The organism is Methylobacterium sp. AC832 (genome assembly GCF_979256025.1).
This window is the reverse complement of the sequence record NZ_CEEDMV010000005.1, coordinates 1-17,300: the sequence shown is the minus strand read 5'-3', so window position 1 is coordinate 17,300 and position 17,300 is coordinate 1. Positions and strand designations below refer to the sequence as shown.

Genomic DNA, 17,300 nt, shown 5'->3' with positions numbered 1-17,300 from the left:
ATGGGTGACATAGGGCACTTGCCGAAGCGAGCAGGGATCGTTCACGGCTCTGTGCGATGACGCACGAGGCAGACCCTCTCAATAACGGTGGAGCCGGATCGCGGCCCGGCGCGAAACCCATGGATGGTCTGCCGGTGCGAGAGCGCATGCTTGCGCTTCTCGCCATCGGACTCGCCATGACCATGGCGGTACTGGACGGGGCCATCGTCAACGTGGCGCTGCCGGCCATGGCGAAGGATCTCGGGGTCAGCCCCGCTTCCGCGATCTTCGTGGTCAACGCCTTCCAGATCGCCGTGACCGCGTCGCTGCTGCCACTGGCCTCCCTCGGCGACATCCTGGGCTACCGGAAGGTCTATCTCGCCGGCCTCGTCGTGTTCGTCGCGGCCTCCCTGGCCTGTGCGCTGTCGACCTCCCTGCCCGGACTCATCGTCGCCCGGATCGCCCAGGGGCTCGGTGCGGCCGGCATCATGAGCGTGAACATCGCCCTGGTGCGCTTCATCTATCCGCATCGCATGATCGGCCGGGGGGTCGGCAACGTGGCGCTCATCGTCGCCATGGCCTCGGCGACCGGCCCGACCGTCGCCGCCGCGATCCTCTCGGTGGCGACCTGGCCGTGGCTGTTCCTGGTCAACCTGCCCGTCGGCCTCGTAGCCCTGGCGGTGGCCGCGCGGACTCTGCCGGTGACGCCGGTGAGCGGGGCCCGGTTCGACATACCGAGCGCGCTCCTCAACGCCCTCACCTTCGGCCTTCTCATCATCGGACTCGATGGAATCGGCGAAGCGAATGGGCGCTGGCTAGCCCTTGCCGAGATCGCCGCCGGGCTCGCGGTCGGCACCGTCTTCGTCCTGTATCAGGCCCGGCTCGCGACACCGTTACTGCCGGTGGACCTGCTGCGCATTCCCGCCTTCGCCCTGTCGATGGTGACCTCCATCGCCTCGTTCGGGGCGCAGATGATGGCCTATGTCGCCCTGCCCTTCTATTTCCAGGACGCGTTGCACCTCTCCGCCACCGAGACCGGTTTCCTGATGACGCCCTGGCCCATCGCCATCGCGATCACGGCGCCGATCTCCGGCCGCCTCGCCGACCGGTACGCGCCGGGTGTTCTCGGCGGAATCGGCTTGGCGCTCATGGCCGGCGGCATCGCGGCGCTGGCTTTGCTCCCCGCCGCCCCAACGCTCGTGGATATCGCTTGGCGGCTGACCGTCTGCGGCATCGGCTTCGGATTGTTCCAGGCACCGAACAACAAGGTGATCGTCACGAGCGCTCCGCGTTCGCGCAGCGGTGGAGCCAGCGGCATGCAATCGACGGCGCGGCTGACGGGGCAATCGCTCGGCGCGGCCCTCGTCGCCGTCATCTTCGGGCTGACCCATGCCAGCGGAACGGCCGTCTCCATCGGGGCAGCGCTCTGGTGCGCCTGCGCCCTGTCAGCGGCCGGTGCCGTCTCCAGCATCATGCGGCGCCAGCCGACGGGCTGATCCCCCGAACGCAGCCACCCATCGCCTGAGGCGTTGATCGACGAGGCTGCCAACGGAGGAGGACATTCATGGACATGAATCTGAAGGGGCGACGTGCCCTGGTGACCGGCTCGACCGGCGGCATCGGCTACGGCATCGCCAAGGCCCTCGCCGGAATGGGCGCCACCGTCGCCGTCAACGGGCGCACACCGGACCGGGTCCGGGCGGCGATCGGGCGCTTGACGGAGGAGACCGGCACGTCGGCGTTCATCGCGGCCCCCGGCGATATCGCCACGGCGAGCGGCGCGGAGGCCGTGGTGAAGGGTTTGCCGGAGGTCGATATCCTGGTGAACAACACCGGCATTTTCGAACCGAAGCCGTTCTTCGAGATACAAGACGACGATTGGCTTCGCTTCTTCGAGACCAACGTGATGAGCGGCATACGCCTCTCGCGGGCCTACACGCCGGGTATGGTCGAGGCCGGATGGGGGCGGGTCGTCTTCATTTCCAGCGAGTCGGGCCTGAACATCCCGGTCGAGATGGTCCATTACGGCATGACGAAGACGGCGCAACTCGCCGTGTCACGGGGCCTCGCCGAGACGGTGGCCGGAAGCGGAGTGACCGTGAACAGCGTGCTGCCCGGGCCGACCCTGTCGGAGGGCGTCGCCGACTTCATGGCGAAAATGGCGAAGGATACCGGCGAGGTCGATCTCGACAAGCTGGGACGGGACTTCGTCGCCGAGCACCGCTCGACCTCGCTCATTCGTCGCTTGGCGACGGTCGAGGAGGTCGCCAGCATGGTCGCCTACATCTGCAGTCCGGCCGCCAGCGCCACCAGCGGTGCGGCCCTACGCGTCGATGGGGGAGTGATCCGTCACATCGCCTGAGCGTAACGCTCTCGGGTCGCTAGCGGACGCGCCGAAACTGACAGAGAGCCTGCCCGGCGCCACTCGAGCGCCGGGCCGCACCGGCATCAGGCCGACTTGAGATGGGCAGCGAGGTGCTTGTTCATCTCGAACATCGTGCACTTGTCCTTGCCGAAGACCTTCTTAAGCTTGTCGTCGGCCAGGATCTCGCGCTTGTTCTCGGGATTCTGGAGATTGTGCTTCTTGATGTATTCCCAAACCTTGCTGACGACCTCGCCGCGCGGAAGCGCTGCGGAGCCGACGACGGCCGCGAGTTCCTCGGAGGGCTTCAGCGGCTGCTGCAGCGCGTTGGGCTTAGCGGCGCCTTCAGCCTTCGGAGCAGCGGTCTTCTTGGCAGCGGCCGGCTTGTCGGCTGCCTTGGTGGTGGTCTTGGTTGCCATGAGTTCCTCCGGTTTTTGGCTTTGAGCGCCGTCACGCCCACGGCCAAGGGCCTCGGAGCGCATAGCTGCAACAACTAAGCGGTGCTGAGAGCGTTCCAAGAGGGAATCACGTAGACCCACCGCCCATCCACAGAAGGGACGGGGATAGCGGGGATTTTGCAAGCCCACGAAGGCGGGAGCACGGACTTCCGTCCCGACGCGATCAGATCCGCATGACGGCGGCTCCCTCTATGATCGTCATCAGGGACAACAGAGCGGCCCGGCGGCATCGAAACGGGCATCGTCCGAAAAACCTGTCGTCCGACAATGCGTTAGGAAGACAACCGAGTCGTTCCGAGGCCTTCGCTGTGCGGTTCGCGAGAGAAGCGCCGCATGATCCAGTGGTAAGGAGAGGATCGGGTCTGCGCCGGGTGGCAGGACGGTACGTCGCCGGACGACGCCGCATCGCGGGAGCGTGCAATCTTTTTTCGTTCCTCCCCCGGAATCGCCGCATCTGCGCGATCTCGGAACACCGCCCAGACGCGACAGAGAACGATCCCTTAAGCGCGACGAGGAACACTGAGGGTATGTTCATCGCAGCCATTGCCCTCGCCCTCGTCGCTTCCGGCGCGCTCCTCGCTGGCCTGACGGGACTCGTTGCCGCCGAAGGTCGGGTCGATACCGACACGCGTAGTGCCGATCTCGTCTGACTGGCATCGTTGCCAGCACACACGACAACGCCGCCGATGGGGGCTCCATCGGCGGCGCTTTTAGAATCCGTCAGTCGCGTCGCGCGGTTCTAGAACTTCCCGCCGAGGCCGACACTGCCGCCCGACCCCATCTGCGGGGCGAGCCCGCCGGAGCTCGAACGGCTGGTCGTTTCGCCCTCGATGTCCTCACGGCGAATCCGGCGCTCCGCCTCCGCCTGGGAGCGGGTCGGGCCGCCGGCCGATTTCGGCAGGTCCAGGCGCCGCGTCGGAGCCGTCTGGAGCGGCGCCCCATCGGGATCGACCTCGGCCGCCCGTGCGCGCTGAGCGCCGGGCACAGCACCGCGCATGGAGGGCGGAGGACCGACTTCGCTCTCAGGCATGACGCCACCGCCGCCGGACAATGCCTGGCAACCGCCCAAAGACGCTGCAAGAAGCGCCAGAGCGCAGGCTTTCGACGGGATACGCATCGACGAGTTCCTCAAAAGTATTCCACCTCAGTTCGCGCGGGTGGTTCGGCACGCTTGCGCGCATCTCTACGATGCACAAAAGGCGAAAACCAGACGATCACAGGGCTTTCGTCATACCTCACGCGGCGGACAGGGAAAAATTCCGTGTCGGCGGTAGCCGGTTCGCCTGGACAGCTTCCGCGCTGCACGCCACCATGACCGCCACGGTCCGGTTCTTGCCAATCCGTGATCGGGACGAGCCGCTCCTCTGCCAATCGGTTCGCCGTCATCCACAACTTCGCCTTGGTCCGCTCTCATACGCCTTCCCACTCCATGCCAGGCGAGAACGTCTCGGGATGGCCGAGGTCGAGCGGGAGCCGGCGACATGCTTCTTCGGGGAACGCACGTGTTCAGAACTGTCCGGCTGGTTGCCGCCGCGTCGATCACCCTTTGGGCCGCAGGAGCCGCAGCAGAGGGAACCGCTCCGGCTACCGGTGCGGCGAGCGACGCGTCTCCGGCCGCGCCCGCGGCACCCGCAACCCCTGTCTCGCCGCCGGTGCCGCCACCGCAGATCACCGCGCCGGCACAGCCGGCGGCCGCCCCGCCCGTACCGGCCACAGGGACACCCGCGACGGTTCTGGATACCCAGGATTACGAGGGTGTGCTCGGCAAAGCCGTGCGCAGTTCCACCGGCGAGGATATGGGTCGGATCATCGACATCATCCTCGACAAGGATGGTCGGCCACGCGCCGCCATCATCGATTTCGGCGGCTTTCTCGGCGTAGGCTCGCGCAAGATCGCGGTAGACTGGCGCGCCATGCGTTTCTCGCCGGATGGTAAGCCGAGCCGCCTCGTCCTTCAACTGAGCCGGAACCAGGTGCGCGTCTCGCCGGAATACAAGCCGGGCGATCCCATCGTGGTCCTCGGCCCGGCGAGCCCGAGCGTTCCGCCCGACGGCGACGCGGCGGCCGGCCAAGCCGCTCCGCCCGCTCAGGTGGCCCCTGCACAAGTCGCTCCCGCGCAAGTTCCGGCAGCGCAAGGCCCGGCAGCGCCAGTCCCGGCAGCGCAGCTCCCTGCGGTTCAGCCCCCCGCCGCACCGACTCCGGCGGCTCCGGTCCAGGCTCCCGTCACGCCGCCGTCGACCCCTGCGGCCACTCCCATGCCAGACAAGCCGGCTGAGAAATCGCCGGACAAATGACGGCATCCCGCTCGCAGAATCGACGCGTCATCAAACCCCGCGAAGTGCCCCGGTCGGAATTCCGACCGCGAGGGGTTCCCCGGCGTGACGCCTATGCCGAGATGCCCGGAGAGGCTTCGACCGACATGCAGGCCGTTTCGGTGAGAAGCAGCCGCGGGCTCGACGCCTTCGCGTTCTTCGTCGCGAACCTCCAGACCGGGTTCGGTCCGTTCCTCGCCGTGTACTTCACGCAGGCGCAATGGACGCAATCCGACATCGGTTTCGCCCTCACGGTGGGCAGCCTCGTCAGCCTGCTCGGTCAGGTGCCGGGCGGTGCTTTCGTCGATGCGGTTCGTTCGCGACGCTTCGCGGCGGGGCTCTCGGTCGTGGCGATCTCGCTCAGCGCCTTCGCCCTCGCCATGTGGCCGAGCTTCCTCATCGTTCTGCTCGCCATGGCGGCCCATTCGGCCGCGAGCTGCATCCTGACGCCGGCCATCGCGGCCATCAGCATCGGGTTGGTGGGTCATAAACGTGCCGGTGAGCGGCTGGGGCGCAACGCGAGCTTCTCGGCGCTCGGCAACGCGGTCGCGGCGGCGTTGATGGGAGCCTGCGGCTACTACCTGTCGAACGACGCGGTGTTCTACCTCACCGCCTTCCTCATGATCCCGACCCTGATCGCGCTCTCGCTCATCCGTCCGGGCGCGGCACCGCTGCAGGCCCGCCAAGCCGAGGCGGTGGAGTCGGGGCCGAAGGAAAGCGCGCTGAAGGCCATCGTCACCAATCGCCCCCTCCTGTGCTTTGCCGCCTGCATGACCCTATTCTTCCTGGCCAACGCCGCCATGCTGCCTCTCGTGGGCAGCATGTTGACCCTGCGGGCCAGCGAAACCGCCACGGCGCTCATCGCAGCCTGCATCGTGGTGCCCCAGGTCGTCCTAGCGATTTCCGGCCCGGCGGTCGGGCGGGCCGCCGAGAAATGGGGCCGCCGCCCGCTCCTTCTCATCGGCTTTGCCGCCCTCCCGATCCGCGGCCTGCTCTTCGCCTATACCGACAGCCCCGAACTCCTCGTGGCGATCCAGGTCTTCGACGGCGTGTCGGCGGCCGTGTTCGGGGTCATGGTTCCCCTCGTGGTCTCTGACGTCACGCGCGGCACCGGCCGGTTCAACCTCGCCCTCGGTGCGGTCGGAACCGCCATGGGGATCGGCGCCGCCCTGTCGACGTCGCTGGCCGGAATCATGGCCGACCATCTCGGCAGCCACAGCGCCTTCCTCGGCCTCGCCATCGTGGGTCTGGCGGGCTTCGCCCTCCTCGCCCTGATCATGCCGGAGACCCGTCAGGTGGAGCCGACCTGATGGGGTTACGGCATCGAATTCGCTTGCCGCTCAAGGCCCGTTCAGGTTTCCTCGGTATAAGAGCGCAAGCTTGACGGCAGCCTGCAACGCTTGGACGAGATTTGCGTTGCGACCTATAGGTTCACGGTTCCGTGCTGCCTGCTTGCAGGGTCACGTCAGAATCCGACAGTTAAGAATGAGCACCGGGATGGTCACCCATATGGAAGACCTCTGCGTCTATGCCGACAGGCCCTTCGCCTTCGTCTCCCGTTACCTGAAGCGGCGGGCCCTTCCCCATCTGGTCATCCTCTGCGCTGTCCTCGGAGCCGTCGCTTTCTCCGTGAGCACGGATTACGCGCTGAAGGGCGTCGTCGATGCCCTGAGTAAGGGGCCGGATGCAGGCCTGATCTGGGGCGCACTGGCCGTCCTCATCGCCTTCATCGCTGCCGACAACATGCTCTGGCGCGTGGCGAGCCTTGTCGGATCCTTCACTTTCGTCGGTGTCACGGGTGATATCCGCCGCGACCTGTTCCGCCACATGACCGGCCATTCGCCGTCCTTCTTCGCCGACCGGCAGCCCGGAACTCTTGCCTCGCGCATCACCGCCACCTCGAACGCGATCTTCACGGTCGAGAACATGTTCGTGTTCAACGTGATGCCACCTTGCGTCGCGGCGTTCCTGTCGATCGTCTATATCGGCACCGTCAACCTCACCATGGCAGGCGTCCTGGCCGGCATCTTCGCCGCCGTCGTCATCCTGATGTTCAAGATGGCGGCTGCGGGAAAGCCGCTCCACCACGACTTCGCGGCCAAAGCCGCGAGCGTGGATGGCGAGATGGTGGATCTCGTCGGCAACATGCCGCTGGTCCGCGCCTTCTCGGCGTTCAAGCGGGAATACAAGCGCTTCGACGGCACCATCGGCGTCGAGATGCGGTCGCGCCGCTCCTCGCTGCTCTACCTCGAGAAGCTTCGGATCGTTCACGCGATCCTCACAGTCTTCGCCGTGCTCGGCCTGCTCTACTGGGCCATCACCATGTGGGAAGCGGGCCAGGCCACGAACGGACAGGTGGTCCTCGTCTGCACCCTCGGCATCCGTATCCTCGCCGCCACGCGCGACCTCGCCGTCGCCTTGGTGGATGCGACCCAGCATACGGCCCGGCTGTCGGAGGCCCTGCATACCCTGCTTCAGCCTCACGACCTGATCGACCATCCCGAAGCGATGCCGCTTTCGGGCACCGGCGCCGAGATCGAGTTCGATCACGTCGCCTTCTCGTATCCCGACGGTCGCGCGGTCTTCACGGATTTCAACGTGAAGATCGAGGCCGGGCAGCGCATCGGTCTCGTGGGTAAGTCGGGTGGCGGTAAATCGACCCTCTTCTCGCTGCTCCAGCGCTTTTACGAGGTCCAGAGCGGGAAGATCCTGCTCAATGGTCAGGACATTAACCGGGTGACGCAGGATTCCCTGCGCGAAGCCATCACGGTGGTGCCCCAGGACGTGTCGATGTTCCACCGGACGCTGCGCGAGAACATCCGCTACGGCCGGCCGGACGCGTCGGACGAGGATGTCTGGAAGGCCGCTGCGGCGGCGCATTGCACCGACTTCATCGAGGCATTGCCGGAGGGCTTCGACACGATCGTGGGCGACCGGGGTGTGAAGCTGTCCGGCGGTCAGCGCCAGCGCATCGCCATCGCCCGCGCCATCCTGAAGGATTCGCCGATCCTGCTGCTCGACGAGGCGACCTCGGCGCTCGACGCCGATTCAGAGGAGGCGATCCGGCACGCCCTGGCCAATCTGATGAAGGGGCGGACCGTCATCGCTATCGCGCACCGTCTCTCGACGCTGAAGGATTTCGACCGGATCGTGGTGCTCGAAGGCGGGCGCGTCATCCAGGACGGTTCGCCGGACAAGCTTACCCACCTCGACGGGTTCTACCGCGAGTTGATGAAGAAGGAATCGATGTCGATGGCGCTCGCCGCCGCTTGACCGATCAGGCGGGTGGCGACACACCGAACCCTTTGATCGCGCGGATGACCGCCGCCGCGCGATAGGGCTTCTGGAAGAACACCGCGCCGCCTACCATCCGGGGCGGGGTGTGAGAGAAGCCGGTGGCGTAGATCACCGGCAGGGCCGGACGGATGTCCCGCGCGGCTTCGGCGAGTTGCCATCCATCCATCGCCCCCGGCAGACGGATGTCCGTGAACAGGATGTCCACCGGGTCGCCACGCTGCAGGATATCGAGGGCGATTTCTGCGGTGACAGCCGGGATCACGTCATATCCGACCTCTTCGAGATGGGCGGTGATAACGTCGAGAAGCATCACCTCGTCCTCCACGATGAGAATACGGACAGCGGACGCTGGATGGTGCATCGACGGCTCCGTTCGGATGAGACTCGGTTAGGATGCCCATGACGGCCACGTTCGCCGCCACCGGTCGAACCGTTGGCGCTCCCCGAGCGTCGCGGCGGGCCTGACGACCAGCATGAACGACCCGGGTGGAATCGGGAATCACCACAGCGTGGTCCGGCATCGAAGTGCCAGACCGCAACCGTGTTTCGCTACTCGACGACGAGCTTGTAGCTTTGGCCCGCCCGGATGACGGCACCCCGCTCCAGCTCGTTGAGGACGAGGAAGCGGTCGAGGGGACGATCGGGCACCACCATCCTGCGCGCCATCTCGTCGGCCGTATCGGCCGGCCCGGCGACGACGACCTGGATGCGCAGCGGGCGCAGGGACTTCACTTCGTCGGGGCCGACGCCGGACAGGCTCTCCGTCCAGCGACGGAACGCGCCATCGGGATCCGTGCTGCCCTTGGCGGCCATGATCATGCGGAAGGTTGTCTCCCCGACCCGGACAGCGGCGAGGCGGAAGGTCCAGTCCTTGCCGCGCGACATCGCCGTGACTGCGGAGTTGCCGGCGATCATCCGGTTCTCCACCGAACTCGCCTCGATGCTGTCGCTCCAGGTTGCGCGCAGCACCTCCTCCAGGCTCTGGCCGACATGGCTTTCGACCTGATCAAACAGAAGGCGACGGCTCCCCTCCCCGGTGGCGCCGAGGACGGCGTTCCGCGTGTTCTCGATCGTGAATCCCTCCGGTACCTCGAAGGCGATGCCGAGGCTCGGATGGAGGAAGCGGCGGCCCTTGACGATCCCGTCGCCCGGATTGTCGCCATAGGCGATGCCGTCGATGGCCGCGAGGTAGCGGGCACGCTCATCGACGCCGAGGCCGGGCGCGCCGATCAGGCGGGCGGCACGGGTGACGAGGTTGATCCGCTCGCTGGTACCGGGATGGGTAGCGAGCATGTCGGGCTCGCCGGCCATGCCCGTCCCGGTCTTCATGTTGGTGGTGCGATTGAGCGAGTTGAGGAACCGGCCCGCACCGAACGGATCGTAGCCGGCCCGCGCCAGGGTTCGGACACCGATCCCGTCCGCCTCGAGCTCCTGATCGCGGGAGAACCGGGCCAGGGCGAATTTCGACTGGTTCTGCAATTGGGCGCCGGTGGCCGGATCGTTGAGCACGTCGGCGACGACCCGGCTTACCAACTGCGAGCGCAGGGCCAGTTCGGTGCGCGCCGTGGCATGGCGCAGGGTGACGTGGGCGATCTCATGCGCCAGCACGGCGGCGATCTCGGACGTATCGCTGGCCAGCGCCAGCAACCCCCTCGTCACGTAGAGCCGGCCATTGGGCAGGGCGAAAGCATTGATGACCGGCGAGTCGAGAAGCGTGACCGCGTAGGTCTCCTCCGGACGGTCGGTGGCCTTCACCAGACGGTCGGTCACCTCCGTCAGCAGGCGCAGAGCCGCCGGCGAACGGTATTCCCCCCCGAAGGAAGCCACGAGCTTGGCATGGTCGGCATCCGAGGCAGTCCGCTCCCGGCCCGTGGTGCGGGGTGCCTCCACCGGGACCTTGATCGCGGCCGGCTGCAACAGGGCGCCGGTCTGGTCGGCGCCGCAGCCCACCAACAGCGGCAGGATGAGCGTCGACATGAGCAGGCCGCTTCGGCCAGCCCAGATTCCGCGATGTCGAGTGTGCCCCCCGCTCATTCCGTTCAGCGCCGAAGCGCCCGCTCCTCATCCAAAACTTCGATCATGTCTGCGCTTGCGATGTCGAGGGTGGGTCCGCGCCAAGACTCGACGACACCGCGAACGCGGACGAGGCGCCCGCGTAGCGTCGCCGCACTCAGACCACGTTCACGCAACTGGCGCCAAGTGCGCTTCGACACGGTGACCGTCAAGCCATCTTCACCCCGCTTGGCGAAATCCACGTAGGTCCGGGCCGACCGCTCGCCGACATTCACGACCCTCCCTTGCGCCACGATGAAACGACCGGTCGCTTCGCGCAACGCGCCACCCTCTCGGCCCTCACGCACGCCCGTGCGCCAAAGCCCCCTCGCCGCTCCGCGAGCCTCGGTTTCGAGGCTCAGCAGCGCCGGTCTGCACAGCGTGTCGCGTTCGCCGGCATCCACATAGGCAAGTCCCTCCGCGATCAGCCCACCGGCAAGGTCCACCGCCTCGTCGAGAACGGCCGCATCGACCTGCGCGCGTCCCCAACGGTCGGCCTCGCCGCGCGGCACGAGCTCCAGCGGACGGTCTCGATGCCGGAGAAGCCAGGCACGGGCCGCGCCATCATCTTCCACCGGCCAGCGAATGCCGCCCAGAATCGCGCGACTGCCCGATGCCAGGATCAACTCGCCGCGCTCGCCGACTCCCGTGAGCGCATCCTGTCGCGTCGAACCGGCCCGGCATTCAGGGACGACGAAGCGCGTCGCCTCGGCCTGCGCCGAACCGGCCAGGACCAGCGCGAAGTTCGCCCATCCAAGGATGCGTCCGATCCTCACGTGCTGAACCCTCACACCGCCCGGCTCCGAACCGCCCGCCATTGTGGGGCGTCGCGGTGCAGCAAAACAAGGAAGCGATCGATGGCGACGAGCGGTTTGCCCCGTTCTGCGGCCGGTTGGCCACACCGGTAGAGCTCTCGGAACCCGCGCTCGGCGTGAACGCGACAGCGCCGCCATGCCGTCTCTTGATTACCGTCCCGGCGGTTCCCAGCTTACGTAAATCGGCTGCGGGCCCCTCTGGCGGATGCGCGTTGACGCCTTCCGTGATGTCGGAGCCGATGCTTTCCTGCGTCTCGCAAAGCATCGACGGTCCCACATGGTCGACTTTCTCTTCATCGAATGGCTCGGCAAGCCTGTCTGGATGTGGCTCGGGTTCCACGCCCTGGTCGCCGGGCTGCTTGCCTTCGACCTCGGTCTGCTACATCGGGACAAGGACCACGAGATCGGGGTGAAGGAGAGCCTCCTTCTCACCGCGTTCTATTTCAGCCTCGGCCTCGCCTTCGGCGGTTGGATCTGGTGGTATTTCGGGGCACAGCCCGCTCAGGAATACGTGGCCGGCCTCGTGGTCGAGAAGTCGCTGTCCATGGACAACGTCTTCGTCATTGCGGTCATTCTCACCTCCCTGGGTATTCCCCGCGCGGCGCAGCACCGCGTTCTCGTCTGGGGCATTCTCGCCGCGGTGGTCCTGCGCGGGCTGATGATCGGGCTCGGCGCCGCGCTCGTGCACCAAGCCGCCTGGGTCCTGTCGTTCTTTGCTGCCTTCCTGATTTTCGCCGGGCTGAAGATGCTGTTCGGCAAGGAGGAAGAGGCCGGCGACATTCAGGACAACGCCATGGTTCGGGTGCTGCGCAAGGTGATGCGCATCACACCGGAGATGCACGGCCAACGCTTCGTCGTTCGGAAGCCGGATCCGCAGAGCGGCAAGTCCGTCCTCTGGTTCACCCCCCTTGCGCTCGGCCTGATCCTCGTGAACGGCGCGGACGTGATCTTTGCCGTCGATAGTGTCCCGGCGATTTTCGCGATCACCACCGATACGTTCGTCGTCTACACCTCCAACATCTTCGCGATTCTCGGCCTGCGCGCGCTCTACTTCGCTCTGGCCGCCATGGTCGATCGCTTCGCCTATCTGAAGACCGCGCTGGCGTTCATCCTCATCTTTATTGGGACGAAGATCGTAGTGGCCGACACGTTCGACCTCGTTCATGTGCCGCCATGGGTGTCGCTTGTCGTGACGCTGGTGTTGCTGGCGGGCGGCGTCGCTTACAGCCTGTGGCGCACGCGGGACGCAGCCAAGGATGCAGCGAAGGACGAGAACAGGGACGCCGTGTCGCAACGCGCCTGAGAGTGGTCCTGAATTCCGTCACCGGCGCCTGTGCCGGTGACGTCATCGATGATTGCGAAGTCGACCCGCCGTTAGACTATGGGGCCGAACCGCTCACGTGCGGCGACGGATGCGGCGTCGAGCAATCACCGTGACGGTAATGCGGCCAGCAAGTCGCGCAAGGTCGTGATCGTCGAGGCATCGGCGACTCCATCCACGCGTGCCTGGCGAAATCGGCGCTGGAATGCCGTGACGACCGCCTGGGTTCGACGATCGAAAACTCCGGTCACGGGTATGTCGTAGCCGTAGAGGGCGAACATGGCCTGGAGCGCTTCGATCGGCTGTCCGGTATCACCCTCCGCAAAGAAGCGCCCGTCGCGGATGGGTGATGCCGGCACGTGATGTCCGATTCCCGCCGCGGCCAGTCGGTGCCAGGGAAAATGCTCGCCTGGATCTTCCTTGCGTTCCGGCGCCACGTCCGAATGGCCGAGGACGTGCCACGGTGCGATGTTCCAACGGGTAACGAGATCCTGGGACAATGCGATCACCGCGTCGATCTGCTCGGGCGGATAGGGCGGTAATCCGCCGACATGCCCGCCATTGACGATCTCGATGCCAATGGAGCGCGAGTTGATGTCTCGCTCGATTCCCGTTGTGGCGCGGCCCCATGTACCGGCCCCAGCATGCCAGGCGCGGCGTGATTCCGGCACCATCTGGATCACCCGGCCATCTTCCAGCACCACGTAATGCGCCGAGACCTCGGAGATCGGGTTAGCGAGGCGCTGCAATGCGGCGGCTGCACTCTCCATTCCGGTATAGTGCAGGATCAGCATGGTCGGCGGCCCGTCGCGGCGCTCCCCATGGTTGGGCGATGGCATGACACTGGTCGCCACCGGGCTTTCCAGTTTGGGCTTCATGCGGCAGTTCCTCCGTTCCGCCTCAACGCAAACGTCGTTCGGCGGCGATCCGGTCATAGGCGGCATTGATCGCCGCGAGCCTTTCGGTCGCGATCGTCACGGCTTCGGGGGGGACGCCTCGAGCGATGGCGCGATCGGGATGGTTCTCCATCACCAGGGCGCGATGCCGGGCCTTCACCTCGGCGTCGCTCGCCTCATGGTCTAGATCGAGGACCAGATACGGATCGTCGGCGAGTCGTACATGCCGTGCCGCAATGCGTCGGAAGGCGACATCGTCGAAGCCGAAGGTCTCGGCCACGGCACGCAGGTAGCGCTCCTCTGCTTCATGGATCGCACCATCGGCCTTCGCGATGTGGAACAGGCCGTCGAGGACATCCTCCAGCAAAGCCGGTTCATCGCGAAACGCCGTCGCCATCTGTCGCGCATAGGCCTCGAACCCGGCCGAGGTGCCCTTGGCGAGGTCGAACAGCCGTTGGACGCCGGGCCGCTCCCGCTCGCTGACCTGGATGACCTTGGCGAAGGCCTCGACTTCGGAAGGCGTCACTACGCCGTCCGATTTCGCCATCTTGGCGGCCAGTGCCACGAGGCCGGTGGTGAAGACGACATCCCTCGGCGTCGCGCCGAAGATCGCACCCTCCCGATCCACCAGGAAGTGACCGGCGACCCCGCCGACCAGACCGCCGATCGGTCCACCGATGGCCAGTCCGATTCCGGCGCCGCCGAGCTTGCCCCAGATCCCGACGGTCATGCGGAACCGCCTTGATGGGCGTGGAGAGCAAATCCGAGGGGCGAAACGAGAAAAGCGTGAGACAGCATCGGCATCGCAGAGGATCGTCGGCCGGTCATTCGCCGGCGCAGACCCGCATACGGCAAATGCCCCCGGCCCGTCTTGTCTCCACGTCATGAAAAAGGGCCGAGGCATGCGCCTCGACCCCGATGTCCTTCCCGTATGGAAAGATCTCAGCGGCAGTACACGTCGCCGTAGGCGTCGCGATAGGTGCCGTAGGGGCAGCGCGGGGCCGTGCCGGCGCCGATGATCGCGCCACTGGCGCCACCGATGGCCGCACCGGCAAGAGCGCCGCCGGCCCGACCGGTGGCTGCACCGCCGATGGCAGCACCGGCCAAAGCGCCGAGGCCGGCGCCGCCGAGCGCACGATCCTGCGGCGTATTGCAGGCGCCGAGGGAGAGGGCGAGAGCCCCGGCGAGGGTAGCGGCAATGAGCTTCTTCATGGTCCCGAGACTCCCTTGTGCGTTTTCTGGCCCGGCTTATCGCCGTGGTGACCTTGCGCAACGTAGCTTAGCCATTCCTTTCGTGGAATGCACGTGATGGGGGAACGGTTCCGGCCAAGCTTTCCGTTCCGGCGAAAAACCCGTTAGTGATGCAAGCCAGACACCTTGGGCCGCCCTCGCCGGATGCCCAGATGAGTTTAAACCGTTCGAGGAAGCCATGCTGCGAGCCACCGCCATCGTCCGCAAAGCCGCCATCCGCCCCGATTCCGTTGCCGATAGCGTCACGCTCGATCACGATGGTCGCCAGGGGACGGCTGCGATCCTCAACGGCGCGGGAGGCTTGAGCTTCACCCTGGCCTTGTCGAAGCCGGCGCCCGTCGAGGACGGCGATGCCTTTCGTCTCGAAGATGGACGCTTGGTGACGGTTCGCGCCGCGGCCGAACCTTTGCTCGAAGTACGCGCCGAGAATCCGGCACGCTTGATGCGGCTTTCCTGGCAGCTCGGCGGCAGTCACGTCCCGGCGGAGATCGGCGCCGACGTCCTCTATATTCCCGCGACTCCGGCGAATGCGGAACTCGTCCGTGGCCAGGGCTGCGCCGCGAACCCGGTCTCACGGGCTTTCAAGCCCGAGCGCGAGGCCCACGACCATAGCCAGTGCGGGCACGATCACCATCACGATCATTCTCATGCGCACGACCATTCGCATGCGCACGATCATGGTCATGACCATGCAGATCACGGGCACGCGCACGATCATGGGAATGACGGCCACGCTCATGTGCATGGGCCGGATTGCAAGCACGATCATTGATTGGAACAGCCGAGGCAGACGTCACTCCGGCAAAGCCGGAGCCAGTCTCTTTGATGCGGACATGATGAAACCTGACGATATCCGTTTCTCGGTCGCACCGATGATGGATTGGACCGACCGATACTGCCGGTCGTTCCACCGCGTCCTGTCGCGCCGTGCACGTCTCTATACCGAAATGGTAACGAGCAACGCCGTTTTGCACGGCGACCGGGAGCGTCTGCTCGGATTCTCGGATGCGGAACATCCTGTAGCGGTCCAGCTTGGCGGTTCGGTGCCTGCGGATCTCGCTGCGGCGGCCCGTATCGCGGAAAGCTTCGGCTACGATGAGATCAACCTGAATGTCGGCTGCCCGTCGGATCGGGTCCAGGATGGGCGCTTCGGCGCTTGCCTGATGCGGGATCCGACTCTCGTGGGGGAATGCGTGGCCACAATGAAGGCCGCGGTTTCGGTGCCGGTCACGGTGAAATGCCGGATTGGGGTGGACGACCAGGATACCGAGGTCGCGCTCGATTCCCTGGTCGATGCCGTGGAACGCGCGGGTGTCGATGGGCTCATCGTTCACGCCCGCAAAGCGTGGCTGCAAGGTTTGTCGCCAAAGGAGAACCGTGATGTCCCCCCCCTCGATTACGAGCGTGTGGCACGGCTGAAACGGAACCGTCCTTTCCTGCCGATCGCCATCAATGGCGGCATCGCCACGATCGAGGAAACGCTGAACCAACTGAATGCGGTCGACGGCGTGATGATAGGCCGCGCGGCTTATCACGAACCCGCACTTCTGTTGGATGTGGATCGCCTGGTCTTCGGCGAGGAGGCTCCAGTCGCGGATGCCTTCGAGGCGGTGGAGGCGTTCTTGCCGATCGTCGCCGGGGCTTTGGCGCAAGGTATCCGCCTGCACTCGCTGACCCGCCATATGCTCGGATTGTTCACTGGGCGTCCGGGAGCCCGCGCCTACCGCAGACACCTGTCGACCTTCGGCACCCGGGCGGATGCCGATCTTTCGACCCTGCGCGAAGCGGTGGCTCACGTCTCCAGAGAGATTCCCGAAGGAGCAGCGGCCGCCCAGGCGGCCTGAGCCATAGGGCTCTTAACTGTCAGACGCGCGCTCGAAGGTGACGATGCTACGGGTCTCACCTTCCTCGGTCCAGTTCGGCATGACACGCCAAGGGGTCAGGACACGAAGGCGCGTGTCGACGATCTCGAAAGATCGCGTCTGTTCGGTTCCGACCCACGACGGGTTCCAAGCGGCATCGAGCTTGGCGGTCCACTGGTTTCCCGCGACAGTGAAACGCCCGGTGTAGGAGACCATCGTATCGAGAAGAGCCGCGCGCTCTTTATCGCTGAAACAAGATGAAGGCCCCCTCCCCTCGGACGCGAAAGAAGGGATCCCTATGGCCGGAAGCATCTTTCCTGAGGATGCCGGACCGGCGGTCGAGTTTCTTCAGGTCGGCATGAGGTCGTAAGCGATCGGGTTTTCGCTTTGGGTTGTGATGCGGTCTCGGTGATTGGTGCTGGGGCGTTGGAGGTTGGGATGTGGACATGACGAAGCCCGCGGCGTTTATGGCGCTGCGGGCTGAGTGGTGTGGTGTTGGGATTTGGTTGCGGGGACAGGATTTGAACCTGTGACCTTCAGGTTATGAGCCTGACGAGCTACCGGGCTGCTCCACCCCGCGCCAGGGTGTCTGCGGGCATGTGTAATGCCGGCAAGGTGGTGATCGTTGAGGGGGGATGGTTATCCTGTTCTGTGCAGGTCTGGCGGCGACCGACTCTCCCGTGTCTTGAGACACA

18 protein-coding genes and 1 tRNA gene are annotated in these 17,300 nt (G+C 65.8%); 9 read left to right on the top strand and 10 right to left on the bottom strand.

Annotated features, from left to right (window positions below; all coding sequences use genetic code 11):
* Window positions 1–146: 146 nt before the first annotated feature.
* Together AC0IXR_RS17420 and AC0IXR_RS17415 are read left to right on the top strand one after the other, a co-directional pair.
* Complete coding sequence (locus AC0IXR_RS17420) at window positions 147–1,475, top strand: MFS transporter (RefSeq protein ID WP_471761606.1); 1,329 nt, start codon at window positions 147–149, stop codon at window positions 1,473–1,475.
* A 68-nt stretch (window positions 1,476–1,543) separates the two neighbouring features.
* Window positions 1,544–2,341: an SDR family NAD(P)-dependent oxidoreductase gene (locus AC0IXR_RS17415; RefSeq protein ID WP_471761605.1), complete on the top strand. Its 798-nt coding sequence runs from the start codon at window positions 1,544–1,546 to the stop codon at window positions 2,339–2,341.
* Window positions 2,342–2,427: 86 nt separating this feature from the next.
* Here AC0IXR_RS17415 and AC0IXR_RS17410 read toward each other — a convergent pair whose 3' ends face one another.
* Window positions 2,428–2,760, bottom strand: a complete 333-nt coding sequence (locus tag AC0IXR_RS17410; RefSeq protein WP_056428766.1) for an SWIB/MDM2 domain-containing protein — start codon at window positions 2,758–2,760, stop codon at window positions 2,428–2,430.
* A 566-nt stretch (window positions 2,761–3,326) separates the two neighbouring features.
* Between AC0IXR_RS17410 and AC0IXR_RS17405 the strand changes: the two genes are divergently transcribed.
* Window positions 3,327–3,449: a hypothetical protein gene (locus AC0IXR_RS17405; protein WP_471761604.1), complete on the top strand. Its 123-nt coding sequence runs from the start codon at window positions 3,327–3,329 to the stop codon at window positions 3,447–3,449.
* An 89-nt stretch (window positions 3,450–3,538) separates the two neighbouring features.
* On the opposite strand, the gene AC0IXR_RS17400 is transcribed toward AC0IXR_RS17405, so the two are convergent.
* Complete coding sequence (locus AC0IXR_RS17400; protein WP_471761603.1) at window positions 3,539–3,916, bottom strand: hypothetical protein; 378 nt, start codon at window positions 3,914–3,916, stop codon at window positions 3,539–3,541.
* A 385-nt stretch (window positions 3,917–4,301) separates the two neighbouring features.
* Between AC0IXR_RS17400 and AC0IXR_RS17395 the strand changes: the two genes are divergently transcribed.
* From AC0IXR_RS17395 to AC0IXR_RS17385, 3 genes are all read left to right on the top strand, one after another.
* Window positions 4,302–5,093, top strand: a complete 792-nt coding sequence (locus AC0IXR_RS17395) for a PRC-barrel domain-containing protein (protein WP_471761602.1) — start codon at window positions 4,302–4,304, stop codon at window positions 5,091–5,093.
* Complete coding sequence (locus AC0IXR_RS17390) at window positions 5,090–6,421, top strand: MFS transporter (protein ID WP_471761601.1); 1,332 nt, start codon at window positions 5,090–5,092, stop codon at window positions 6,419–6,421. The genes AC0IXR_RS17395 and AC0IXR_RS17390 overlap by 4 nt, the downstream gene beginning before the upstream one ends.
* A 199-nt stretch (window positions 6,422–6,620) precedes the next feature.
* The gene (locus AC0IXR_RS17385; RefSeq protein ID WP_056428957.1) at window positions 6,621–8,384 is read left to right on the top strand and encodes an ABC transporter ATP-binding protein; all 1,764 of its coding nucleotides are present in this window, start codon (window positions 6,621–6,623) and stop codon (window positions 8,382–8,384) included.
* Window positions 8,385–8,388: 4 nt separating this feature from the next.
* Here AC0IXR_RS17385 and AC0IXR_RS17380 read toward each other — a convergent pair whose 3' ends face one another.
* The 3 genes from AC0IXR_RS17380 to AC0IXR_RS17370 form a co-directional block, all read right to left on the bottom strand.
* Window positions 8,389–8,769: a response regulator gene (locus AC0IXR_RS17380; RefSeq protein ID WP_461228170.1), complete on the bottom strand. Its 381-nt coding sequence runs from the start codon at window positions 8,767–8,769 to the stop codon at window positions 8,389–8,391.
* A 188-nt stretch (window positions 8,770–8,957) separates the two neighbouring features.
* Window positions 8,958–10,385: a M48 family metalloprotease gene (locus AC0IXR_RS17375; protein WP_311276191.1), complete on the bottom strand. Its 1,428-nt coding sequence runs from the start codon at window positions 10,383–10,385 to the stop codon at window positions 8,958–8,960.
* 62 nt (window positions 10,386–10,447) lie between these two features.
* Window positions 10,448–11,251 carry a DNA-binding protein gene (locus AC0IXR_RS17370; protein ID WP_471761600.1) on the bottom strand — a complete coding sequence of 268 codons (804 nt, stop codon included), beginning with the start codon at window positions 11,249–11,251 and terminating at the stop codon, window positions 10,448–10,450.
* A 301-nt stretch (window positions 11,252–11,552) separates the two neighbouring features.
* Here AC0IXR_RS17370 and AC0IXR_RS17365 point away from each other — a divergent pair, with 301 nt between their 5' ends.
* On the top strand, window positions 11,553–12,578 hold the full coding sequence (locus AC0IXR_RS17365; RefSeq protein WP_471761599.1) for a TerC family protein: 1,026 nt from the start codon (window positions 11,553–11,555) through the stop codon (window positions 12,576–12,578).
* Window positions 12,579–12,703: 125 nt separating this feature from the next.
* On the opposite strand, the gene AC0IXR_RS17360 is transcribed toward AC0IXR_RS17365, so the two are convergent.
* The 3 genes from AC0IXR_RS17360 to AC0IXR_RS17350 all read right to left on the bottom strand — a co-directional run bounded on the left by AC0IXR_RS17360 (window position 12,704) and on the right by AC0IXR_RS17350 (window position 14,704).
* The gene (locus AC0IXR_RS17360; RefSeq protein ID WP_471761598.1) at window positions 12,704–13,474 is read right to left on the bottom strand and encodes an N-acetylmuramoyl-L-alanine amidase; all 771 of its coding nucleotides are present in this window, start codon (window positions 13,472–13,474) and stop codon (window positions 12,704–12,706) included.
* 22 nt (window positions 13,475–13,496) lie between these two features.
* Entirely contained in the window at window positions 13,497–14,222 is a 726-nt protein-coding gene (locus tag AC0IXR_RS17355) for a TerB family tellurite resistance protein (RefSeq protein ID WP_056428741.1), read from the bottom strand.
* Window positions 14,223–14,434: 212 nt separating this feature from the next.
* A complete protein-coding gene (locus tag AC0IXR_RS17350) occupies window positions 14,435–14,704 on the bottom strand; it encodes a hypothetical protein (protein ID WP_018042474.1) in 270 nt (89 codons plus the stop codon).
* Between the two features lie 217 nt (window positions 14,705–14,921).
* Between AC0IXR_RS17350 and AC0IXR_RS17345 the strand changes: the two genes are divergently transcribed.
* Window positions 14,922–15,515 (top strand): urease accessory protein UreE, encoded by a 594-nt coding sequence (locus AC0IXR_RS17345; protein ID WP_471761597.1) that lies wholly within the window; start codon window positions 14,922–14,924, stop codon window positions 15,513–15,515.
* Window positions 15,516–15,576: 61 nt separating this feature from the next.
* Complete coding sequence (gene dusA / locus AC0IXR_RS17340; protein ID WP_471761807.1) at window positions 15,577–16,587, top strand: tRNA dihydrouridine(20/20a) synthase DusA; 1,011 nt, start codon at window positions 15,577–15,579, stop codon at window positions 16,585–16,587.
* 12 nt (window positions 16,588–16,599) lie between these two features.
* Here the strand turns inward: dusA and AC0IXR_RS17335 are convergent, their stop codons facing one another.
* Complete coding sequence (locus tag AC0IXR_RS17335) at window positions 16,600–16,917, bottom strand: lipocalin-like domain-containing protein (protein ID WP_471761596.1); 318 nt, start codon at window positions 16,915–16,917, stop codon at window positions 16,600–16,602.
* Window positions 16,918–17,108: 191 nt separating this feature from the next.
* Window positions 17,109–17,185 (bottom strand) — tRNA-Met (locus AC0IXR_RS17330).
* Window positions 17,186–17,300: the final 115 nt, after the last annotated feature.